The following is a 22,517-nucleotide window of genomic DNA, read 5'->3' on the forward strand; positions in this document are numbered from 1 at the left end:
CAAAAATTCATACCTCATAAATAAAAATGGAATCAATGCATGGAAAACTCTCAAAATATTTTGCAACGTTTTGCACTACGTGTCAGTGATTGGTCGGAGAAATGGTTTCCAGACTCTTATATTTTTGCCCTATTGGGTGTCGTGATCGTCGCGATTGCTTCAATCAGCATTGGCGCACCTGCCAAAGATGTCGCGGTTTCCTTTGGTGATGGTTTTTGGAGTCTGATTCCTTTTACCTTACAAATGTGTATGCTGATTGTGGTTGGTTATGTGGTTTCTGTTTCAAAGCCTGTAGAACTGCTGATTCAAAAAATGGCTCGAATTCCCCATAGTGGTCGCGGTGCAATTGTACTTGTTGCGACAGTCAGTTTATTAATTTCGCTGATAAACTGGGCCATGAGTACAGTACTGACTGCCCTGCTGGTGATTGCTTTAGCTAAACGCAAAGAACTGAATATGGACTATCGTGCTGCCGCTGCCGCCGCAATTATTGGTATGGGCGCGACGTGGGCCTTAGGTATTAGTTCTTCTGCGGCACAACTGCAAGCCAACAAAGCCAGCCTGCCTGAATCGATTTACAATCTAACGGGTGTAATTCCCTTCACCGAAACCATTTTCTTGCCTCAGTCGATGATCATGACGGCTGTATTGATTATTGCCTCGATTGCTATTGCATTTTGGTCTGCACCCAAAGGGCAAGACATTAAAACCATTGATCAATTCCCTATCCAGTTTGAGGAAGAAGCTAAACCAACACCCACCACAAAACGCCCAGGAGACTGGTTAGAGAACTCGCCTTTATTGAGTATCTTGATTGTGCTCTTGGGTCTGGTTTGGATGTTCAATGAGTTCAGCAAAAGCAATCCGATCTTGGCTATTTCAAGCCTAAACACCTACAACTTTATTTTTCTCATGCTGGGTATTGCACTGCATGGTACGCCACGAAATTTCCTCAATGCTGTCACCAAAGCCGTGCCAGCGGTTTCAGGTGTCCTAATTCAGTTTCCACTGTATGGCAGTATCGCCTTTATGATGACGCAAGCGTTAAACAGCCATGATTTATCGCTATCACATTATATTGCTGAGTTTTTTGTTTCGATTGCCTCCAAAGAGACCTTTGCCATTGTGATGGGCTTATATTCTGCCATTTTAGGCTTTTTCATTCCTTCTGGCGGTGGTAAATGGATTATTGAAGCACCCTATGTCATGCAAGCTGCACATGATTTAAAAGTGCATTTGGGCTGGTCGGTGCAAATCTATAATGCTGCTGAAGCCTTGCCGAATTTAATCAACCCATTTTTTATGCTGCCAATGCTTGGCATTCTCAAATTAAAAGCCAAAGATGTGATCGGCTTTACCGTCACTCAATTGGTTTTCCACCTGCCTTTGGTGCTGTTCCTACTTTGGATTTTAGGCCGTAGCCTAACCTATATGCCTCCTACCTTCTAAACCAAGGAAGAAAATACAATCTAAATAAAAAAGGACGAATCATATTCGTCCTTTTCTCATTCTATAAATATTCAATAAAGCGTATTTTTAATGTAGTCCAATTAATTAAACACATTATTTAAATACACAATGCGCTCATTAGTTTTTTGGTTAAAGCACTTGGTATATTGCAATTGTTGATCTTGGGCACGTAAAGCATCATCCCAATATTGCGACTGCTTTTGATAAGTTTCTTTTTCGCTATCCGTCATTTGGTAGACACTTTTTTGGGAAATCACTTTACAGTCCACATCACGCTTTTCAAACCACTCCGTTTGGTCTTGTTGTAGCTGCTGTTTTTGTTCCTCAGTGAAATTGTCCCAAGTTTGGTTCAGACGTTCCACCACTTTGACTTGGTCAGAGTCCAATTCCTTCTTACGAATATTCATGGCTTTCTGTGCCAGTTCCATCTGCGCAACTTCTTGCTCATTATATTGTTTGATGTTTTCTTGCTGCTCTAAATTGGCTTTTTCATATGCCGCAAACTGCACCGCATGCTGCGTCACCAACACTACACCATCAATCACGCCATTTTGATTGGGTACATTGAGGCTAATGCCCTCTTTATCCGTTTTAATGATGTTATAGCTGAATGCACCTTGTAGTTGATCATTATCTAAGCTGAGTGAATATTCACCCTCTTCTAAGACATCACGTAAAGTACTTTGATAACCCTCCTCACACTCTTCACATGGACGCGCTAAAAACGCATTTTCAGCACGTTTCTGTAAACCTTTCGGGAAAATCACCACCAACTGGCTTTCACAGTCCAATTGCTTCGCAGTTTCGGGCTTTTCTGTGGTTGTTGAAATCCCTTTAATTTCAAAGCGAATACCGTTATTAATCTGCGTTAATAATTTTTCATCGGCCTCATATTCACGGCTATCACGCAAACGGCGGTCTAGGGCTTTTAAGTATTCAGCTTTTAAATGCGCTTGAATTTGTTCGACATTGGCAGGAGCAGTACAACTCCAATCTGACATTTCTTGCGGTTCAGCAACCGTTTCTGTTTTATTCTCGGTTCGGTTACAAGCACTTAAAAATAAACTGCTCAAGATTAGACTGGCAAAAATTGTTTTCTTCATCATTGTTATAAAACCATAAGGCTGTTGTTTTTCGCAGCGTATTTAACCAAAAAATAAGCTTTTATGCGAGTGGCTATATAAAAGAACCCTGCCGTAGCAGGGTTAAAAAATCGCTTAGTTGACCTTTTCAACACCACGATCATCCACTTCACGCACCACACCCGAGTCTGTATTTAAAACCTCAAACTCGATACGGCGGTTTTTAAACTTGCCTTCATCAGTTTGATTATCTGCTATTGGCTTTTCTTGCCCATAACCAATCGCTCTCAACTGCGCAGGATCGACGCCTTTAAAAATTAAATAGTCCACCACCGCTTGTGCCCGATTTTGCGACAAAGTTTTATTGACTGCCGCATCTCCCGTTGCATCTGTATGCCCCATCACGGTAAGTTTGACTTGCGGTGCTTTTTGCATCAGCGCTGCGGCCTGATCCAAGATCGACTTATTGGCATCAGGTATCGTCGATGAAGCTGTATCAAAGTTAATAATTTGCAAATTCAATGCCGTGGCAACGTCTAGTGCTCGAACTTGCTCAGGATTAATTTCTGCCAGTGCACGCTCAGCATCACTAATACTGGTATCCACGGCACGGTTTACATCCAGTGGTTGCTGAGTCACAACTGTCATATTACGCAGTAAAGGTTTAATTTGATTTGCCACTTTAAGTGCATTGGCTGGATCTTGCGATTGAATCGATAACTGATTGCCAAACCATGTTAAATTTACATTTGGCACACCTTTCAATGCACTGATTACACTGGGTATCGCATCTTGGTCGATAAATTCAGTGTGATACATACTCTGCATATCTGCACCACAGCCGATGCTGTTATTAAAAATTTGCTTTACTTCTTTTTGTAAAATTTCAACATAAGCCGCATTGGCTGAGAAAATCTGGCAAGTGACCAAGTCTCCTGTTGCCCCTGTGGTGATTTGAAACTTAGCGGGTTGGCTGGCATTCATATTTGCAGGAGGTGCTGTTTCAGTGGTGGCTTTGTCGGTACAGGCCCTAAAAATAAAAGCAAACAATGCCGCAAAAATAATTAAAGCCAAAATTGGGAGTAAAAATGACCGTTTCTCATCTACTTTTGTAGCATGTACGCTTGCAGGTGCAACATGTGTAGCCTGTCCTTGTAAGGTATTTACCCCCAATCCAGCCAGTAATGCAGTTGCCCACTCAGGTAAGGCACGACTAATGGAATCTGTGTTGACCTGTAGTAAATGGGAAATCGCTTCAGGTTCTGAAGAACCTGCCTCTGTGGCTAAAAATGCTAATGCAGGTGTAATCGAACGACTCAAGGTACTTTCAATTTCATCTGCGGGTGCTGCCCCGCGGACATGATCCAAAAACTGTTGCTTGAGACTAACATTCGAGGCAAAAGCATCATTGAGACGTGGATTCAACTGCTGCTGAAATGCAGGAATCAGTTCAGACTTTGACTTTAATATAGACAGTAAAATTGGTAAAAAGGATTGAATTGCTTGATTTTTTTCAAGTAAATGTTGTGTATCACCCTCTAAAACAATTGCAGAGACATTTTGTTTTAGTAAATCCATAAAATCGACATTCATGAAGTCTTACCCCACTTTTTCTCATTGTTTTCATCATCATTTTTCAGTTTATCTGTTCATTTTTTATACTTTGTAAAATATTGTATTTGCATCAGTTTTATCTAGGCCCAATAAAAAAGCCAGCCGAAGCTGACTTTTTAATCCACGTTTAATGCAATATTTAAGCTGCAAAAGTTTTTAGAACTTTTCCTTTCACCACTTGATTGATCAAAGGTGTATTTTTACCTTGTGACAAAATATTGTCTTTATTCACAATCCAGTCTAACTCAGGATCAACCAACACCCAGCCAGCTTCAGCAGACCAACGTTCAAGCATATTGGCTACCGTGGCAGGTGCAATCGTGACTTTTTCGACCCATTCCAAAGGACTAAATAAACCTTCACGCACCAATTGCACACCGAAAGCTACATAGGTATCAAAAGCGGTAATGCCTGGCTGTGTTTCAGCAAATGGTGCTAGCTTTGCAGAGCTGCTCAGCGGTTCATGATGCGTACAAATCGCGTCGATCACTCCACTTTTCACACCTTGGCGAAGGAGCTCTTTATCCGACTCAGCACGTAACGGAGGACGGACGTGTGCAAGTGAGTTAAAGCCATCAATCAACTGATCTGTTAAATGTAGCTGATGCATTGCCACATCACAAGTGACTGGCAGGCCTTTATCTTTAGCGATTTTGATCAAATCGACAGAAGCACCTGTAGACAATAAACCAAAGTGGGCACGAACACCTGTCGCTTCAATCATTAGCAAATACTTGGCAATCGCAATGGTTTCGGCAATCGCAGGGATGGTCGGTAAGCCCTGACGCGATGCCACAAAGCCCTCATGGACACAGCCATCTTTGGCAATTTGCGGTTCTTCGGCATAAAACACCACAGTCATACCAAGGCCAGCTGCGTATTCTAAAGTGCGCAGCACCACATCGTCATCTGCAAAAGGCGCATTGGCATTTGAAACGGCTGTACAACCACCCTTTTTGAGACCCGCCATATTTGCAGGTTGATTACCTTGTAAGCCTTGGGTTTGAGCACCAATCACTTCAAGATAAATACCGCCATCCAGCATCGCTTTTTCCATCAGACCATGAATCAAAGCACCATTGTCTTGCACAATCGGTTTTGAGTCTGGCGGTGTAAACACATGCAAAATACCATTTTCACGCGCAGCACGACCTTCTGATTTTAATGTCCCGTGCTGTTGCTGACCCGGCTCACGTAGGCGTGCACATAAGTCCACCATCGTTGGCATCAACCACTTGCCTTGACCATCAATCGTTTCAGTGACATTGGCTGTTTCAGCAACCAACTTGCCATTTTCCACATATACTGTTTGAACCGCATCTGTTCGATGAATTGGGTCAAGAACACGTACATTTTCAATTTTTACAACAGTCATGACTTATTCCTTATCCCGCAATCGCGTCTAACAAACCTTGCTCTTGCAGTTGACCTTGCATTGCAAGCGCCAAAACTGCCATACGTACAGCAATTCCGTTGGTCACCTGATTTAAAATCACAGACTGTGGACCATCGGCAATACTGGAATCAATCTCTACACCACGGTTCATAGGCCCCGGGTGCATCACGATGCAATCAGGTTTTGCCATCGCAAGACGTTCTTTGTTTAAACCGTACATTTTGTAGAATTCGGCTTGAGATGACAGCGCAGGCGAATCAATACGTTCATTTTGAATACGTAAGGTAATAATCACGTCGCAGTCTTGAATCCCCGCTTCCATGTTATTAAATAAACGTACGCCTTCACCGTATTCATCAAAACCATATGGCAATAGTGTGTTCGGTGCAATTACACGAATGTCTTTACACCCCAGTGTTTGTAATGCAGCAACATCTGAACGCGCCACGCGTGAGTGTTTAATATCACCAATGATGGCAATTGAAATATCTTCAAATTTCTTTTTGGTTTCACGGCGAATGGTCAGCATGTCCAACATAGCTTGTGTTGGATGCGCATGACGGCCATCACCTGCATTGATAATTGCAACATGCGGACAAACGGTTTGGGCAATAAAATGTGCCGCACCCGACGAAGAATGACGTACCACAAAAATATCCGCAGCCATCGCTTCTAAGTTCCACAAAGTGTCTCTGAGCGTCTCCCCTTTGGAAGTACTTGAACGTGCGATATCAATATTTAATACATTTGCAGAAAGGCGTTTTGCCGCTGCTTCAAAAGTAGTACGAGTACGGGTTGAGTTCTCAAAGAAAAGGTTCATTACCGTTCGACCTTCTAAGAGGTTGTTGGTAATCAGCTGATTTTGGTCATTAAAAAAGGACTGCGCGGTGTCCAATATTTTTGTAAGAGTTTCTTTAGAAAGACCTTCGATGGTGAGGAAGTGTTTGAGATGACCATCTTGGTTGAGTTGAATCTGACTCGGAGTATGCAATGCTGCCAAGTGCATGAGAGATTCCTTGTACGTTAAGTTAACGCATTATACAGATTTTCTTTTTGATTTGGACCTCAGTTTAAAACAATTGCCTTAATTATCATCGGCTTCAAAACTAAGATTATGAAATTCTTATCTATTATTTCAACCAGTTAAATTAAACCATCAAAGGCTAAATTAGCTAAATTCAGAGCTCATCAAATTGCTATAAATATCAATTCTATAGAGTTTCTTATCTCATTTACCCCAAGCGAACATTTTAAAAAGCTCTCTTGCGAGAGCAGTCCAACTTCAGCCATTCTTATCGTAAAGCGCCAATATAGTGATGTGACACTTGGGCACGGTAGATTTCTTCTTCAGTGGCTTCCAACTCATGTCGTGTCGTGTCGACCTGTTTAGGTTTTTCGATCACGGCGGTTTCTTCATAGTTAAAAACATCCATGACACTGTCTAAACGACTCACCAATCGAATCAGTTCAGCATCTTCTGTACTTAAAGCAAGCTCTGCCATCTGACGTGCATAACTTGGATTTTCCACCAAATACATCACATCAATTACACGCCCCGATACACGGCGCAGACGTGCATAAAGTAAAGTTGCAATTGAAAAAGCATCAGCATGACTTACAACACCGCGATCTAACTTGGTCGACATATTCATCCCCTTTCAAGTGAAAAATATTTACTAACGATCTATCAGAAATCAGTCAGCAAATTAAACTTGCAAGGATTTAGCAAAATACGTACCAAAAACGTTATTGTTCACATGGTGATTCATTTATTTTGATATTTCCGCTGAGTAGAAGCATATTTAAAAAACCATTCAGAGGCAAAATACGTTAAACTTTAGCGAGTTTATTTTGTTTTATTTTGGTCTCTCAAATTTATGAAAACCGCTTCGCGTTTAAGCAGCTATTGGGTTACGTGTGCCGATGGCTTAGAAACCTTACTCCAAGAAGAATTAGAAGGTTTAGGTGTTCAAAACATTGAACGTTTTCCTGGGCGTTTAGTTTTCAAAGGTACACTGGAACATGCCTATCGCATTTGTATGTGGTCGCGTCTTGCTTCGCGTGTACTCACACCAATTCATGTCCATGAGCTGGAATTTAGCCATGATGCTCGTGATGTTGCTGAAGAGCTCTACGAAGGTGCAATGAACTTTGATTGGTCGCTGATTTTTGCACCACAAAGCACCTTCGCCGTTCGTTTACATATTGAACGTGAAATTAAGGTGAACAGCCAGTTTGCAACTCTACGTGTAAAAGACGGTATCGTCGATTCATTCATGGAAGCTGTAGGTAAGCGTCCAAGTATTGATATTAAGCAACCTGAAATTACCATTTATGCACTCGCAGGAAAAACTGAACACACCTACTGTTTAGACTTATCTGGTGATTCATTACATAAACGTGGCTACCGTCGTTATATGACCGATGCCCCAATTAAAGAAAACTTAGCCGCTGCGATTTTACAAAAAGCTAAGCTGCTTGCAAAAAGACCCGATATTTTCCTTGACCCAATGTGTGGTTCTGGGACGTTCATTATTGAAGCATTGATGATGCTGACTGACCGTGCACCCGGTTTAGTTCGTCGTTTCGGTTTCAATGGATGGAATGGCCATGACCATGATCTGTGGATGAGCATTAAAGCGGAAGCTGCTGAACGTCATCAAACAGCCTTGGAACAACCTCTCCCTAAGTTCTACGCATTTGACGCAGACTGGGAAGCGGTAAAAGCCACCAAGCAAAATATTATTGCTGCGGGTTTTGAGCGCCTACTAGACCAGATTCAAATCGAAGAACGGACTTTAGCCGACTGGCCAAACTTTGAAGCCGAAGGCAAAACAGCCTTTATTGTGACCAATCCTCCTTATGGTGAGCGTTTAGGTGATAAAGCCTCAAACCGTGCTTTATATTTAGGCTTATCTGCTTTACTGCAAAAGAACTTCCCAAATCAAACTGCAGCGGTTATCGCAGCAGCCGTCGAGCAAGCCGATGTATTGGCGCTGAATGACCCGCAAACCATGCGTTTGATGAATGGTAAATTACCAATTTACGTGCGTTCAGGTTCAGTTAAACCTGTTGCAGTGATCAAGCCATTCTTGGAAACATGGCAGCCGCAGCAATTTGAAGCAATTGAAGGCGCTGAAGACTTTGCTAACCGTTTGCAAAAAAATATACAGACCTTAAAAAAATGGGCTGTGAAAGAAAACATTCACTGTTTACGTTTATATGATGCCGATCTTCCAGACTTTAATGTCGCGGTTGATTTGTATGGCGAACGTTTACACGTCCAAGAATATGCGCCACCGAAAAAAATCGATCCTGAAAAAGCCAAAAAGCGTTTCAATCTTGCTTTACAGGCAATTCGTGCGGTGACAGGTTTAGGCCGTGATGCGATCTTTATCAAAACACGTGCTCGCCAAGAAGGTAAAACTCAATATACCAAGCAAAGTACTGCTTCTAAGCGTTTTATCGTGCAAGAAGGCAAAGCAAAAATCTTAGTGAACTTAACTGATTACTTAGATACAGGTTTGTTCCTCGACCACCGTCAAATCCGCTTACGCATTGCACAAGAAGCACGTGGTAAGCACTTCTTGAACTTGTATAGCTATACCTCTACAGCCAGCTTACATGCAGCTTTAGGCGGCGCGGCAAGTACCACCAGTGTCGATCTTTCAAATACATATTTGAACTGGTCTAAAGAGAACTTCGTCTTGAACGGCTTAACGGTCGATCATGCCGATGAACAACATCAGTTCTTTGCTAGTGATTGTTTTGAGTGGTTAAAAGAAGGTCATGAACAGTATGAGCTGATCTTTATTGACCCACCAACCTTCTCAAACTCGAAGAAGTTCTACGGTACCTTTGATGTACAACGCGACCATTTATCATTGCTCAAACGCGCGATGAACCGTTTAACTACGGATGGTACTTTGTACTTCTCGAACAACTATCGTGGTTTTGAAATGGACGAAGAAATTTTAGCGTTCTTTGATGTCGAAGAAATTACCAGTGAAACCATTGGGCCTGATTTCAAGCGCAATCAAAAAATCCACCGTGCGTGGAAAATTACCCATCCAAAAAACTAATGCACTTAAGATGAAATACCCGCTGGCATTTCATCTTCGCTAAATTTTGCATTAGACAATTTTCAGATATAAAAAAGGGACGAAATACGTCCCTTTTATTATGTTAGATCATCATATTTTGCATTATTCAGTCAGGAAATTGGTTTGCCCATATTTGTAATCAACTGACATTTTCATGACATTCCCTTCACGTTTCACCTGCCCTGAACTCTGCATCGTTGAAAGCATGGTTTCGATCTCTTGATCAGACATGCTGATGCCTCCTTTTTGCAGATAATTATTCATGATGCGCGAGATCATATTTTTATCAAACTGAACATCTGCTTTGTATTCCATTAAACTTGGCATCATTTTTACCATACCCATCAGCGTCGATTGATGACTCGGCATAATACGCCCCGTCACACTTGCTTGTGCAACCCCTTCCCCAATAGCAAATTGGTTCTCTTTTGATTCAAAACGGAAACCTTCATTGATCACTGCCAATAAAGCAGGCTCCATATCTTTTTCCATTGCCTCTTTTGCCAAACAACTGTTTTCACTTTTCGCCAAAATATCAAACAGCGTCTGTAATTTTTGTCGGTTTACATCGAGCACATTAAAATTAAACTGTACGTTTTGGACTGCGGGTGCTGAAGGCATTTTCATTTCATCTAGACGCAACAACATTTCAGTGTTTACAACTCGGTCTGTCAGTTCACTTTGCGTTTCTATACTAAAATTCTTCAGTTCGGCATTGGTAGGTCTATTGATATCTCGATCTGACATTTTCAGTAGATCCATCTTCATTTTGGTTTCACCCGCCTCAAGATATTCACCATTCAGCCCTTGGTTACTTTCTAGCTTTAGCCCCACCATTTGCAAATGTATATTTGGATCGGTGACTGTTAAATTTGGAATTTCAAGCTGTAAATCCAGTATCTTTAACTGTTGTTCGATCGGTTTTGCACGAAACTTTAGTGTCATCGGGTCTAATCTAGACTGAAGTTGAGCTTCATTGCGAGTAATCACTGGCGTAGTCAAGGTACTATTCAAAGTACCGAACCAATTCACTTTGCTTTGTACTTTAAGTGGTTCCTTCAACAAGGACTGAAGTGCGCCGGGTGCTTGCGTAATATGAATATCTGAACGAATTGCATATCCATTCCAACTCCGCTGAATATGATCCTGCCCCTTCAATTGGATCACTTCTTTCGGTTTACAAGGGTCTAGTACTAATTCAGCCGTCCAGTTCGCACTGCCATTTAAAGCACCCATTTGAAATTGTTGATATTGCAACTTTAAATCATTCGACTGTTTAGTGCTGTGTTGATAATAAGCCTTCAAACTTTTATCCGCATAAAGATTCCCCCCTACTGCGACCACGGCAAGCGTAAGTACGCCTCCAATACCCCACTTCAATTGAGTCATTTCTTCTATCACAAGTTGTTTGTTTTTTATTAAAATAAATTATAAAGAGAATCTTCAAATAAAGATAATTGTTTTGCAAATAAATCACTTAGATGCAATATCCATCACATAAATGTGAAAACTTAGGTCACATTTTGGCTTAAAAATGTCATCTTTTAACATTTCTATCACGCAATAAAAAACCCAGCCGAAGCTGGGTTTTTTAGTTTCAATGAACCGTTTAAATGATTAACTCATTTTCACTTTGTCAAAGCTCAACTGACCATCTTGTGCAGTGATCATAATATTGTCTCCGGCCACATAGTAACCCGACAATATTTTTTGAGCTAAGTTGTTTTCAACCTGTTGCTGGATGGCACGTTTCAATGGGCGTGCACCGTAAACAGGGTCAAAACCAGCGTCAATCAATAAGTCAAAGGCTTGATCATCCACCGTTAAGCGCATATCTTTTTCAACTAAACGATCACGTAAACGATCCAATTGAATATCCGCAATACCACGAATTTGCGCTTTTTTGAGTGAATGGAAAACCACTAACTCATCAATACGGTTGATAAACTCTGGACGGAAATGTTGCGTCACAGCATTCATCACCACTGCTCGCACTTCTTCATCCAAAGGATTATCACCCAACTCACGCACATCACTCGAACCTAAATTCGATGTCATGACGATCACGGTATTTTTAAAGTCAACCACGCGACCTTGCGAATCCGTTAGGCGACCATCATCCAAAACTTGGAGCAAGATGTTAAACACATCGGGATGTGCTTTTTCCACTTCATCGAACAGCACGACACTATACGGTTTACGACGTACAGCTTCGGTTAACACACCACCTTCTTCGTAGCCGACATAACCAGGAGGCGCACCCACCAAACGACTGACAGAGTGTTTTTCCATAAACTCGGACATGTCGATACGAATCATGGCATCGTCACTATCAAACAAGAAGTTTGCCAGTGCTTTAGTCAACTCTGTTTTACCAACACCAGTTGGGCCCAAGAATAAGAACGAGCCGCTTGGTCGATTCGGGTCAGACAAGCCCGCACGCGAACGACGAACCGCATTGGATACTGCAACCACAGCATCATCTTGTCCGACGACACGGTTATGTAGGAACTCTTCCATATGGAGAAGTTTCTCACGTTCACCTTGCATCATTTTAGCCACAGGAATACCCGTAGCAGCACTAACGACTTCTGCAATTTCATTGTCAGTGACTTTGTTACGTAGTAGTTTTGGCTCTTCTTTTTCCTCAACGACTTCTTCTTCATTGAGACGTTTTTCCAACTCTGGAATCACACCATACTGAAGACGCGACATTTCTCCCAAGTCGTTTTCACGCTGCGCTTTTTGAAGCGCAATACGCGCCTGATCTAATTCAGCTTGAACTTGTTTGGTACCTTCAACTAAGGTTTTTTCAGCTTTCCAAACTTCTTCTAAATCATTGTATTCGTGTTGAACTTCGCTAATTTGCTTTTCAAGATGAGCGACTTCCGCACGACTACCGGCATCTTCATCTTTTTTCACTGCTTCAAGTTGCAGTTTCAATTGAATCAAACGACGCTCAAGTTTATCCAAAGCTTCTGGCTTAGAGTCCAGCTCCATTTTGATACGAGAAGCCGCTTCATCAATCAAATCAATCGCTTTATCAGGCAATTGACGGTCGGTGATATAACGATGTGACATTTTCGCTGCTGCAATGATGGCAGAGTCTAAAATTTTCACACCATGGTGCACTTCATAGCGCTCTTTCAAACCACGTAAAATCGCAATGGTGTCTTCCACACTCGGCTCATCGACCAACACTTTTTGGAAGCGACGCTCTAGCGCAGCATCTTTCTCAATGTACTGACGATATTCATCTAATGTGGTTGCACCAACACAGCGTAACTCACCACGTGCCAGAGCAGGTTTCAACATATTACCTGCATCCATTGCACCATCGCCTTTACCTGCGCCTACCAGCGTATGTAATTCGTCGATGAACAAAATGACTTCACCATCCTGTTTAGACAAATCTTTCAGTACTGCTTTTAAGCGCTCTTCAAACTCGCCTCGGTATTTGGCACCCGCAAGCAATGAACCCAAATCTAAGGATAAAACACGTTTACCTTGTAGGCTTTCAGGTACTTCACGGTTAATAATCCGCTGTGCCAAGCCTTCAACAATGGCTGTTTTACCTACCCCGGGTTCACCAATCAACACTGGGTTATTTTTGGTACGACGCGACAAAACTTGAATGGTACGACGAATCTCGTCATCACGCCCAATCACAGGATCTAACTTACCTGCAAGTGCGCGTTCAGTTAAATCAATGGTGTATTTATTCAGAGAATCACGTTGATCTTCATGATTGTTGCTCATGACTTTCTCATCACCTCGAATTTTTAAAATGACTTTTCGTAAGCTGTCTGCTTGTACGCCCACGCTGTTGAGTAGCGTTTTAGTTGCCCCCACTTCGGTCAAGGCTTGCATCACCCAATCGGTAGACAAAAACTCATCGCCTGCTTTTTGCGCGAAGCTATCTGCCAAATTCAGTGCTTTGACTGCCTCTGAACTTAAGTTGACGTCCCCTGTAGGATTTGTCAGTGTTGGTGCATCAGCTAGCGCTTGTTTTAATTTGCTTTGTAAAGCAGGTAAATTGGCACCCGCTTGTTGCAACAAACTCAGATTGGAGGTTTCATCTAACAATGTTGATAAGATATGAATACCTTCAATTGCGGTATGGTCTTTCCCCACTGCAAGTGATTGAGCATCTGAGAGAGCTTGCTGTAAGCGGTTTGTGAATTTTTCAAATCGCATTCTTGTTTTCCTCACAATAAATTTCGAACTTGATGGATATATGGGAACAATTGCTCAAAATTCAATTCAAATTTAATTAATTTTTCTACATTTTAACTTATTTTTCATTAGTTTATCTTAATAATAAACTCATAAGACTGGGTTATAATATGGGTCTTCTCCGTCTTATTTTCAAGCGCCAACCTAGATTATTTATGTATTAAAGACCACGACGACCTATCAATCAGTGACAACCAAAATCATTTGATCAATTATTAATCAAACAAGCAACGCATTTTTCTATTTATTCGTGTGATGAATTGTGTCCCAGTTTACGGAATCAAAACAAAAGCGTGAAGCATGAAAAAGGCCGATCACCAGATCAGCCTCAAATGACTTAAAAGTCAGCGTTTAATTTGCTTCAATAATCTCAAAATCATGGGTGATTTCAACCCCACCATCCATCAACATTTTGCTCGCAGAACAGTACTTTTCTGCCGATAATTCCACAGCTTTTGCGACTTGTTTTTCCTTCACCGCATGACCCGTAATCACGAAATGTAAGTGGATTTTTGTGAACACTGCAGGGATGCTATCTGCCCGCTCTGCCTTGAGTTCACAGCGTACATCGGTAATTTCTTGGCGTGATTTTTTAAGTATGGTCACGATGTCAAAAGAGGCACAACCACCCAGTCCTGTCAGGATCAATTCCATTGGTCTTGGACCACGGTTTTCACCACCATATTCTGGCGATCCATCCATGATAACACTGTGACCACTTTGAGTTTTTGCTTCGAAAGCAACATTCTCTAACCAATGAACAGTTGTTTGCATTGCAAGTACCTAAAAAAAGCTATAGATTGACGAAGTGACTGTACACTAACATAAATTGAGTTGATAAGGAATTTCAGCTCTGACTGTGTGACAAGTTCACCCTAGGTCTGTGCGATCTATATTTTATCCATTTTCGGAACCGTTAGCATGACTTCAAGCTTTTCACAATTAAGCACTGATGCGCTGTCTCCAGGTCAACTCCCCGAGTCAGTCAAAGCATTATTAAAACGCGCATATATTAATCGTTATCCTAAGCGTACAACCATCGTAGATGCAGGCTCAGAATCTAAATCTTTATATTTGATTTTAAAAGGTTCGGTCTCCATTATTCTGCGTGAAGACGATGAACGTGAAATCGTAGTCGCTTATTTAAATGCGGGTGATTTTTTTGGGGAAATGGGTCTATTCGAAGCAAACTCACAACGTACTGCAGAAGTGCGTACCCGTGATGTCTGCGAAATTGCTGAAGTGACTTATGAAAACTTCCATGAGCTCAGCAAACAATACCCTGACCTGAGCTATGCAGTATTTGCACAGCTGGTACGCCGTCTAAAAAATACCACTCGCAAAGTGACTGACCTTGCATTTATCGATGTTTCAGGTCGTATTGCACGTTGCCTAATCGACCTATCTTCGCAACCTGAAGCGATGATTTTACCAAATGGCCGCCAAATTCGTATTACGCGTCAAGAGATTGGACGTATTGTCGGTTGTTCACGTGAAATGGTTGGTCGTGTTTTAAAAACACTCGAAGAGCAAGGCATGATCGAAACTGATGGTAAAGCCATCTTAATTTTCGATGCCTCTTTAGAAGAGTCAAAAGCGAATGCTGATGACTATGAAGACGAAGAATAAGCCGTTTTTCTTCGTAGCTGATACAGCCAAAAGCAAATCTTAGGATTTGCTTTTTTTTATGTCTTTAAATCTGCTTCTGCTTTGACAAAATCATGACAAACTTTGTAAAAATAGTGATTTAACCTACTGGGCATAACTGTGTAACCTAATTCGACCGAAAAAATGCAGTCCATAAAAGGAAATGTTGAATGCAATTTAAACCCTTAGCCGATACAGGTATTTTGGTTCCTGAAATTTGTCTCGGCACCATGACCTTTGGTGAGCAAAACACTCAAGCTGAAGCCTTTGAGCAACTTGACTATGCTTTGGCGCAAGGCATTAACTTTTGGGACACTGCGGAAATGTACCCTGTTCCTCCAAAACCTGAAACCCAAGGTGCAACCGAAAGTATTATTGGCCAATGGATTGCCCAGCGCGGCGGTCGAGACAAGCTATTTCTAGCCTCTAAAATTGCGGGGCCATCGCAAGGTGGTAGTCATATTCGTGATGGACAGACTCGTTTTAATGCAACCGATATTTCTTCTGCCCTAGATGGCAACCTAAAGCGTTTACAGACCGATTATATTGATTTATATCAGCTACACTGGCCACAGCGCCCAACCAACTTTTTCGGAAAATTAGGCTATGAAAACAGTGAAGCCCATAACACGCAAACCGTGACCTCTTTGCAAGAAACACTACAAGCATTAGAAACAGAGATTCAAAAAGGGCGTATTCGTTATATTGGCTTATCTAATGAGACGCCATGGGGCACTATGAAGTTTCTACAGATTGCAGAACAGCTTGGTCTATCTAAATTTGTCAGTGTGCAAAACCCATATAGCCTATTGAACCGTACTTATGAAATTGGTATGTCGGAAATTGCGAAATATGAAGGCATTGGTTTACTCGCCTATTCCCCACTCGCTTTTGGCTATCTCACAGGTAAATTCCGCAATGGTGCACGCCCAGCCAATGCTCGAGTAACGCTTTTCAGCCGCTTTAGTCGTTATAGCAACCCAGAGAGTGAATGGGCAACAGAACAGTATGCGCAACTGGCTGAACGACATGGTTTAACACCGACACAACTGGCTTTAGCCTTTATCAAGCAGCAATTTTTTGTGACCAGTACGATTATTGGGGCGACCAACTTAGACCAGTTGAAAGAAAATATTCAAGCTTTTGAGATTGATTTATCCGAAGATGTTTTACAGGGTATTCAAGCTATTCATCAGCAACAACCTAATCCTGCGCCATAGATATTTCTTATATTAGCTGTTCAGGTGAAGCACTACTTCACCTGTCACAAATAATTGATGATTTTCAAAATCATCAACTGATATTAAAAAAGGACGCCTTGGCGTCCTTTTTTATTCAAAACGAATTAACGTCTTTGATTATAAACCGCTTGAGCAGCGGCTAAGTTCTTACGCATTGCTTCAATACGTTGACTATTTGAGGGGTGCGTCGACAGGAATGAAGAACCGCCTGCTCCATCGAGCTTATTCATTTTTTCCCACAGACTAATTGCGGCTTGAGGGTTATAGCCTGCTTTAGCCATCAACATTAAACCACCTTGGTCTGCACGACTTTCTAGGCTACGTGAGTATGGCAAGCCAATACCAATTTGACTACCTAGCTGTGCTGCTGCCGAACCCGTTTGACCTACACCTGCTGCACTTAGACCAATTCCCAATGCCAAATCCGTTAATGCCTGCGCACCAACCTTACTCTTCGAGTGCTCTTCTAAAGCATGCACCATCTCATGTCCCATCACCGCTGCAATTTCAGCATCAGTTAGGTTCAATTTATCTACAATACCTGTGTAGAACACCACCTTACCACCAGGTGCAACATAGGCGTTGACCTGATTTGACTTAAGTACTGCCAACTGCCAGTCAAATTTCGTTCCAGTTTGATTCATTTGATCGGCATATGGCTTCAAGCGATTGAATACACCATAAATACGCTTATAGGTCGTAGATGAGGTATCTAAGGTCTTTGTGCTTCGCGCTTCATTCACAGTTTTGTTGAAGCCTTGGGTTGCTGCTGCATTTAATGTTGCAGTGTCTGCACCTGCCACTTCCGCAAAAGTTGCACAACCTGAAATTGTAACCACACTTGCTGCACACAAACTCATTAATATTTTATTTTTCATTATTGCTTAACTCCATCCATCTCAAAGCATTTTACATAATGTGCTGAATTATATTGAATAGATTTAAATTGTTAAATATCATCACCACGTTTTATCATAGCAATTATGTAAAAATATCTTCACAATTAAGCACAATAAGCCAAATTTCCGCGCTAGAGCGATATCTACACACCACCTTAAACCTAGTTACATAAACTGAATCAAAAGCCAATAAACCAAACACAGAATATTTAAACCCAAATACAGGTGGCTTAAAGGTTCAATTTTTTCCTCAAGGGTCGCACTTTTACGCTTCGCGAACAGGAATGCATTTTGGAGCAGTATGATCGGCACTAAGATACAAGCAATAATCACAGACAATCCAATGAGCGCACTATAAATCACGTCTGGATCGGTGGTTTGCCCTTGAATAATCATCATCGCGATTGTTGGCGCACCACCCATAGCAAAAAGTAGTGAGTAAAAAATAGTTCCCGCGATATTCTTTTGCATCCTGCCTGCTCATCTGTTTATTGTGCATTTTATTCTAACAAGCACTTATACATTATGTCGTGCTTATTCATGCAACTTTAGTCGGGAAAATCATTCCAGCTCAGTAGCTTAAATCAACAGCAGTAATGCTCATGCACAGATGTACCGCACAAATAAAAAACCCTGTACGAGACAGGGTTTTTTACTCAATGCTTTATCGCTTAAGCGTCAAATGGATGACGTAAAACAATCGTTTCTTCACGGTCTGGACCTGTAGAAATGATATCGATTGGGCATTCGATTAATTGTTCAATGCGTTTTACATAGTTGATCGCTGCTTGTGGCAATTGATCCATTGATTTCGCACCAAAGGTAGACTCAGACCAACCTGGCATTGTTTCATAAATTGGTTTTAAAGTTTCAAATGCAAGCGCATCAGAAGAACCAACACAACCAGAATCCGCTGCTTCGTAACCTACGCAGATTTTCACTTCTTCTAAACCGTCAAGAACATCAAGTTTAGTTAAGCAAATACCTGAAAGTGAGTTTACGTCTACAGAACGACGAAGGATTTCAGCATCGAACCAACCACAACGACGTTGACGACCTGTAGAAGCGCCAAATTCAGAACCTACAGTCCCTAAGTGCTTACCAATCGCATCACCTACGTCATTTGCAGCGTCATAAACCAACTCAGTTGGGAACGGACCTGCACCTACACGTGTTGTATATGCTTTGGTAATACCCAATACATAGTCAAGATGTAATGGCCCCAAACCAGAACCTGAGCTTACGCCACCAGCAGTCGTATTTGAAGACGTTACATACGGATATGTACCATGGTCAACATCTAGAAGTGAACCTTGAGCACCTTCAAACATGATGTTGTCACCGTTTTTACGGTAATTATGCAGCTCTGTAGTGACATCAATCACAAGTGGTGCAACCACTTCACGCCATTGATCACACAGCGCAAGTACATCTTCTAATTTAACTGCTTCTACGCCGTAGAATTGTGTTAATTGGAAGTTATGGTATTCAAGAAGTTCAGTTAACTGAGCTTTAAGATGCTCGCCACCACGAACCAAATCTGCAACACGAATTGCACGGCGTGCAACTTTGTCTTCATACGCAGGGCCAATACCACGACCAGTGGTACCAATTTTCGCATTACCACGCTTGATTTCACGCGCTTGGTCAAGTGCAATATGGTTTGGCAAAATCAGTGGACAGTTCGGAGAAATACGTAGACGTTCTTTAACTGGTACGCCTTCTTTTTCAAGAATGTACATCTCTTTGATGAGCGCTGCAGGAGAAAGTACCACACCATTACCAATTAAGCACAGTACGTTTTCACGTAAAATACCAGATGGAATGAGGTGTAATACAGTTTTCTTACCACCAACGACAAGTGTATGACCTGCGTTATGTCCGCCTTGATAACGAACGACCGCAGCCGCTTGATCTGTGAGCAGGTCGACGATTTTACCTTTACCTTCGTCGCCCCATTGGGTACCGAGTACCACAACATTCTTGCCCATAATAGCCTCATTGCATCATGCTGTTAAAATTGAAGAACTTCTCAGGTTTTAGCTTACCTGAAGAAGTGATTAAATCTGTTCTACAGTCCATTGGCCTGCAACATTCACCAACTGGTGCGTTGCATATGGAAGCGTAGTTAAATCATCCTGCCCCAAAAGTTGAATCACGCTCATGCCCTGAGCACGCGTGTGTTCAATCGCTTGGATCAAATCTGTTTGAGTACCTTTGGGTGCAACCACAAGACTGTTTTGCTGAAAACGACCTGCACTAAGTGCATATAAGTCACAACTAAAGCCTGTTGCTGGACGTGCACGCCCAAAGTGCTCACCAATTCCGTCATAACGTCCACCTTGTGCCAATGGCGCAGCACGGTTTGGTGCATAAACGGCATACATTAAGCCCGTATGGTAGTGATACGAACGTAGCTCAACCACATCAATACCCATCTGAAGATTTGGCCAACGTGCTTGAATCTCAGATTGTGTAGTTTTTAATGCATCAAAAGCGTGCTTAAATTCAGCATCGGCAATGACTTCTGCACTTAAATGCGTTTGCAAGGCAGCTAAGTCACTTGCATAACGACCTAAAGTATAAAAGTCTGCACCAAAGTTTAAATCTTGGGTAAATTCAGCCAATTCTGGCAGAGCTTTACGTTGGTATAAATCAGAGAGTTGACGTTCAGTCGCTTTGTTTAAACCCGCAACTTTCACCATACTACGGAATAAACCCACATGGCCTAAATCCAAATGGATACCGTCTGCAAAACCTGTTTTTTCAAGCAGGCTGATCATCACATCAATCAGTTCCACATCGGCATCAATGCTGTCTGAACCGAATAGCTCAGCACCTAACTGCAAAGGTGTACGCGTGGTATTAAAGCCTTGTGGTTTGGTATGTAGGACTGTTCCTGCATAGCAATAACGAGCAACGCCTTCAACTGGATGTACATGCGCATCAATACGAGCCACTTGTGGTGTCATATCTGCACGTACACCAAGCAAACGACCAGAAAGCTGATCAATCACTTTAAAAGTGGCTAAGTCTAAATCTTGATTCGATTCTGATAGAGAAGATAACGATTCGATGTATTCAATGAATGGCGTGTACACCAACTGATAACCTCGAGTTGCGAGGAAATCTAATGCTTGACGACGCAAAGTTTCAATCACTTGCGCCTGTTCTGGTAGTACATCAGCTACACCATCAGGTAATAACCATGTCTCTGAAATGGGCATGTTGTAAACCTAAAATCTTGTCTGCGCGGAACGAATCCGCATAAAAAAATCGGGGCACACCCGATTTCTCTTAGTCTATCACGATACAATGTGCTGTGCATTAGACAATTTCGGAAAATTTAATTTATCGTTTCGATGTCATCGTTAACAACTTTATACATTCTTACCGATTTTGAGCGAGCCATTCAAAACATGGCTTTAGACAATGCCCAAGTATCAGAATCAATAATATTAACTCATCCTAGTGCTCTGCACAGATTGGAAAAATTCATATAAGACTTTGTTTTATATTTTATTTCCAATTATACCTATGCTTGCACAAAAGGCACATTCTTTTATACTTCAGCTCAATTTGACAGCAAAAATAAATACAACGGCGTTATACCGATAGCACTTTTAATCACATATTTTTACTTGGGGAAAATTCGATGGAAATGCATAGCAACTTATATTACAAGCATGCAGATGCTCAAATCATGTCAAAGTTAGACCGATTATTTCAAGAACATCGCGGCGATGCGAGTCAATTTACAGCTTTAGTCTGTGACATCAATCCAGAACATGGTGCTGAACTGGCCGAAGATATTTTAAATACCGTCGATAATATCGAGTTTGACTTGAGCCCTGAATCACTATACTCCCTCGCGGGTTATTCCATCGCACACTTTGTCCATGGTTCATCAGGTGATGAGTTCATGGAAGCGATTTTATTCTTCCTGAAAGCCTTGCTTCCAGACATCCATGCGCAAGCATGGGGTTGCGGTGATGATGATCCTTGGGAGTTTTGGTTCAAATTTGAAGGTGATGAACTGGTTCGTGAAGATGATGAACCTCTAAATGACCCTGAAGAAGATGAAGAAATTAAAGCCAGTATTTATGCATGGTGGCACGCAGATCTACCTAAAGAAATTAAAGAAGGCTTTTTAAACGAAGAGTCATAACACCCTAAGCAGCATGACTAGAGTGCAAGTCTATCACTTTGAGTCATGCTGTCGCATTCACGGGCGATTTCGCTATCAACTTTTGAGCTACCAAATCGGCAATTCTGTGGTTTGTTTGATATTTTGCAACGGAATTTCTGTTTTAATACTTTGTATATTAGGGATTTTATTTAGACGATGGATTTGAAACTGTCGATAGGCGTCTAAGTCTGCAACCACAATACGTAAAAAGAAATCACAATCCCCTGCCATTAAATGACACTCGACCACTTCAGGAACTTCACGAATCGATTCAACAAATTGGTTCACCGTTTGCGGATCCTGACTTTTTAGCCAAATGCGTGCAAACACGGTCAAACGCAGATTCACTTTAACAGGATCAACCAAAGCCACATAAGCCCGAATAATTCCGTCTTCTTCTAGTTGTTTTACTCGTCTTAAACACGGTGAGGCAGACAGTCCGATGCGCTGAGCCAACTCATTATTTTGAAGTTTTCCATCAACTTGTAGCACTTGCAATATACGTTTATCGGTTTGATCCATAAATTTCACCTCCTAAAGCATAATTTTGCTCATATTTAACCAATTACAGCATATTATTCCAAACAAGCCCTATATTAAGCTAAATAAAGCAAAAAATATCTTCGGAAAAAGCCTAAAC

18 protein-coding genes are annotated in these 22,517 nt (G+C 41.6%); 5 read left to right on the plus strand and 13 right to left on the minus strand.

From position 1 onward, the window contains the following. Nucleotides 1-39 precede the first annotated feature (39 nt). A complete protein-coding gene (locus tag MF4640_RS05540) occupies nt 40-1,449 on the plus strand; it encodes a short-chain fatty acid transporter (protein ID WP_078388951.1) in 1,410 nt (469 codons plus the stop codon). A 101-nt stretch (nt 1,450-1,550) separates the two neighbouring features. Here MF4640_RS05540 and MF4640_RS05545 read toward each other — a convergent pair whose 3' ends face one another. The 5 genes from MF4640_RS05545 to MF4640_RS05565 form a co-directional block, all read right to left on the minus strand. Next, complete coding sequence (locus tag MF4640_RS05545) at nt 1,551-2,573, minus strand: DUF1311 domain-containing protein (protein ID WP_413772690.1); 1,023 nt, start codon at nt 2,571-2,573, stop codon at nt 1,551-1,553. A 114-nt stretch (nt 2,574-2,687) separates the two neighbouring features. Then, nucleotides 2,688-4,145, minus strand: a complete 1,458-nt coding sequence (locus MF4640_RS05550) for an OmpA family protein (protein WP_078388953.1) — start codon at nt 4,143-4,145, stop codon at nt 2,688-2,690. 160 nt (nt 4,146-4,305) lie between these two features. Further along, nucleotides 4,306-5,541, minus strand: coding sequence for a dihydroorotase (locus MF4640_RS05555; protein ID WP_078388954.1), 1,236 nt, complete (start codon nt 5,539-5,541; stop codon nt 4,306-4,308). Between the two features lie 10 nt (nt 5,542-5,551). Then, nucleotides 5,552-6,568: an aspartate carbamoyltransferase catalytic subunit gene (locus MF4640_RS05560; protein WP_004696193.1), complete on the minus strand. Its 1,017-nt coding sequence runs from the start codon at nt 6,566-6,568 to the stop codon at nt 5,552-5,554. A 286-nt stretch (nt 6,569-6,854) separates the two neighbouring features. Continuing rightward, entirely contained in the window at nt 6,855-7,208 is a 354-nt protein-coding gene (locus tag MF4640_RS05565) for a hypothetical protein (RefSeq protein WP_004696191.1), read from the minus strand. A gap of 231 nt (nt 7,209-7,439) precedes the next feature. On the opposite strand from MF4640_RS05565, the gene rlmKL reads away from it, so the two are divergent. Beyond that, the gene (rlmKL, locus tag MF4640_RS05570; protein ID WP_078388955.1) at nt 7,440-9,644 is read left to right on the plus strand and encodes a bifunctional 23S rRNA (guanine(2069)-N(7))-methyltransferase RlmK/23S rRNA (guanine(2445)-N(2))-methyltransferase RlmL; all 2,205 of its coding nucleotides are present in this window, start codon (nt 7,440-7,442) and stop codon (nt 9,642-9,644) included. Nucleotides 9,645-9,767: 123 nt separating this feature from the next. Here rlmKL and MF4640_RS05575 read toward each other — a convergent pair whose 3' ends face one another. From MF4640_RS05575 to MF4640_RS05585, 3 genes are all read right to left on the minus strand, one after another. Then, complete coding sequence (locus tag MF4640_RS05575; RefSeq protein WP_078388956.1) at nt 9,768-11,054, minus strand: DUF945 family protein; 1,287 nt, start codon at nt 11,052-11,054, stop codon at nt 9,768-9,770. Between the two features lie 228 nt (nt 11,055-11,282). Then, nucleotides 11,283-13,862, minus strand: coding sequence for an ATP-dependent chaperone ClpB (gene clpB / locus MF4640_RS05580; protein ID WP_078388957.1), 2,580 nt, complete (start codon nt 13,860-13,862; stop codon nt 11,283-11,285). 390 nt (nt 13,863-14,252) lie between these two features. Next, nucleotides 14,253-14,675, minus strand: a complete 423-nt coding sequence (locus tag MF4640_RS05585) for an OsmC family protein (protein WP_004982311.1) — start codon at nt 14,673-14,675, stop codon at nt 14,253-14,255. Nucleotides 14,676-14,822: 147 nt separating this feature from the next. Here MF4640_RS05585 and crp point away from each other — a divergent pair, with 147 nt between their 5' ends. Both crp and MF4640_RS05595 read left to right on the plus strand, forming a co-directional pair. Next, nucleotides 14,823-15,530 carry a cAMP-activated global transcriptional regulator CRP gene (gene crp / locus MF4640_RS05590; protein WP_004696183.1) on the plus strand — a complete coding sequence of 236 codons (708 nt, stop codon included), beginning with the start codon at nt 14,823-14,825 and terminating at the stop codon, nt 15,528-15,530. Between the two features lie 188 nt (nt 15,531-15,718). Next, nucleotides 15,719-16,768: an NADP(H)-dependent aldo-keto reductase gene (locus MF4640_RS05595; RefSeq protein ID WP_078388958.1), complete on the plus strand. Its 1,050-nt coding sequence runs from the start codon at nt 15,719-15,721 to the stop codon at nt 16,766-16,768. 125 nt (nt 16,769-16,893) lie between these two features. On the opposite strand, the gene MF4640_RS05600 is transcribed toward MF4640_RS05595, so the two are convergent. The 4 genes from MF4640_RS05600 to MF4640_RS05615 form a co-directional block, all read right to left on the minus strand. After that, nucleotides 16,894-17,667: a M48 family metallopeptidase gene (locus MF4640_RS05600; RefSeq protein WP_004982314.1), complete on the minus strand. Its 774-nt coding sequence runs from the start codon at nt 17,665-17,667 to the stop codon at nt 16,894-16,896. 186 nt (nt 17,668-17,853) lie between these two features. Beyond that, nucleotides 17,854-18,159, minus strand: a complete 306-nt coding sequence (locus MF4640_RS05605) for a hypothetical protein (RefSeq protein ID WP_004696180.1) — start codon at nt 18,157-18,159, stop codon at nt 17,854-17,856. 200 nt (nt 18,160-18,359) lie between these two features. After that, entirely contained in the window at nt 18,360-19,679 is a 1,320-nt protein-coding gene (locus tag MF4640_RS05610) for an adenylosuccinate synthase (RefSeq protein WP_078388959.1), read from the minus strand. 69 nt (nt 19,680-19,748) lie between these two features. Next, a complete protein-coding gene (locus MF4640_RS05615) occupies nt 19,749-20,915 on the minus strand; it encodes an ATP phosphoribosyltransferase regulatory subunit (protein ID WP_078388960.1) in 1,167 nt (388 codons plus the stop codon). Between the two features lie 428 nt (nt 20,916-21,343). Between MF4640_RS05615 and MF4640_RS05620 the strand changes: the two genes are divergently transcribed. Continuing rightward, nucleotides 21,344-21,856 (plus strand): hypothetical protein, encoded by a 513-nt coding sequence (locus MF4640_RS05620; RefSeq protein ID WP_078388961.1) that lies wholly within the window; start codon nt 21,344-21,346, stop codon nt 21,854-21,856. Between the two features lie 87 nt (nt 21,857-21,943). On the opposite strand, the gene MF4640_RS05625 is transcribed toward MF4640_RS05620, so the two are convergent. Continuing rightward, the gene (locus tag MF4640_RS05625; RefSeq protein ID WP_004696172.1) at nt 21,944-22,399 is read right to left on the minus strand and encodes an Lrp/AsnC family transcriptional regulator; all 456 of its coding nucleotides are present in this window, start codon (nt 22,397-22,399) and stop codon (nt 21,944-21,946) included. Nucleotides 22,400-22,517 lie beyond the last annotated feature (118 nt).

This window comes from Acinetobacter sp. MF4640 (assembly GCF_002018895.1).
Taxonomy (GTDB): Bacteria; Pseudomonadota; Gammaproteobacteria; order Pseudomonadales; family Moraxellaceae; genus Acinetobacter; species Acinetobacter johnsonii.

What these genes read in the sequence shown, in the direction of transcription:
- MF4640_RS05540 (WP_078388951.1), top strand. Translation starts at nt 40, where the DNA reads ATGGAAAACTCTCAAAATATTTTGCAACGTTTTGCACTACGTGTCAGT.
- MF4640_RS05545 (WP_413772690.1), bottom strand. Translation starts at nt 2,573, where the DNA reads ATGAAGAAAACAATTTTTGCCAGTCTAATCTTGAGCAGTTTATTTTTA.
- MF4640_RS05550 (WP_078388953.1), bottom strand. Translation starts at nt 4,145, where the DNA reads ATGAATGTCGATTTTATGGATTTACTAAAACAAAATGTCTCTGCAATT.
- MF4640_RS05555 (WP_078388954.1), bottom strand. Translation starts at nt 5,541, where the DNA reads ATGACTGTTGTAAAAATTGAAAATGTACGTGTTCTTGACCCAATTCAT.
- MF4640_RS05560 (WP_004696193.1), bottom strand. Translation starts at nt 6,568, where the DNA reads ATGCACTTGGCAGCATTGCATACTCCGAGTCAGATTCAACTCAACCAA.
- MF4640_RS05565 (WP_004696191.1), bottom strand. Translation starts at nt 7,208, where the DNA reads ATGTCGACCAAGTTAGATCGCGGTGTTGTAAGTCATGCTGATGCTTTT.
- rlmKL (WP_078388955.1), top strand. Translation starts at nt 7,440, where the DNA reads ATGAAAACCGCTTCGCGTTTAAGCAGCTATTGGGTTACGTGTGCCGAT.
- MF4640_RS05575 (WP_078388956.1), bottom strand. Translation starts at nt 11,054, where the DNA reads ATGACTCAATTGAAGTGGGGTATTGGAGGCGTACTTACGCTTGCCGTG.
- clpB (WP_078388957.1), bottom strand. Translation starts at nt 13,862, where the DNA reads ATGCGATTTGAAAAATTCACAAACCGCTTACAGCAAGCTCTCTCAGAT.
- MF4640_RS05585 (WP_004982311.1), bottom strand. Translation starts at nt 14,675, where the DNA reads ATGCAAACAACTGTTCATTGGTTAGAGAATGTTGCTTTCGAAGCAAAA.
- crp (WP_004696183.1), top strand. Translation starts at nt 14,823, where the DNA reads ATGACTTCAAGCTTTTCACAATTAAGCACTGATGCGCTGTCTCCAGGT.
- MF4640_RS05595 (WP_078388958.1), top strand. Translation starts at nt 15,719, where the DNA reads ATGCAATTTAAACCCTTAGCCGATACAGGTATTTTGGTTCCTGAAATT.
- MF4640_RS05600 (WP_004982314.1), bottom strand. Translation starts at nt 17,667, where the DNA reads ATGAAAAATAAAATATTAATGAGTTTGTGTGCAGCAAGTGTGGTTACA.
- MF4640_RS05605 (WP_004696180.1), bottom strand. Translation starts at nt 18,159, where the DNA reads ATGCAAAAGAATATCGCGGGAACTATTTTTTACTCACTACTTTTTGCT.
- MF4640_RS05610 (WP_078388959.1), bottom strand. Translation starts at nt 19,679, where the DNA reads ATGGGCAAGAATGTTGTGGTACTCGGTACCCAATGGGGCGACGAAGGT.
- MF4640_RS05615 (WP_078388960.1), bottom strand. Translation starts at nt 20,915, where the DNA reads ATGCCCATTTCAGAGACATGGTTATTACCTGATGGTGTAGCTGATGTA.
- MF4640_RS05620 (WP_078388961.1), top strand. Translation starts at nt 21,344, where the DNA reads ATGGAAATGCATAGCAACTTATATTACAAGCATGCAGATGCTCAAATC.
- MF4640_RS05625 (WP_004696172.1), bottom strand. Translation starts at nt 22,399, where the DNA reads ATGGATCAAACCGATAAACGTATATTGCAAGTGCTACAAGTTGATGGA.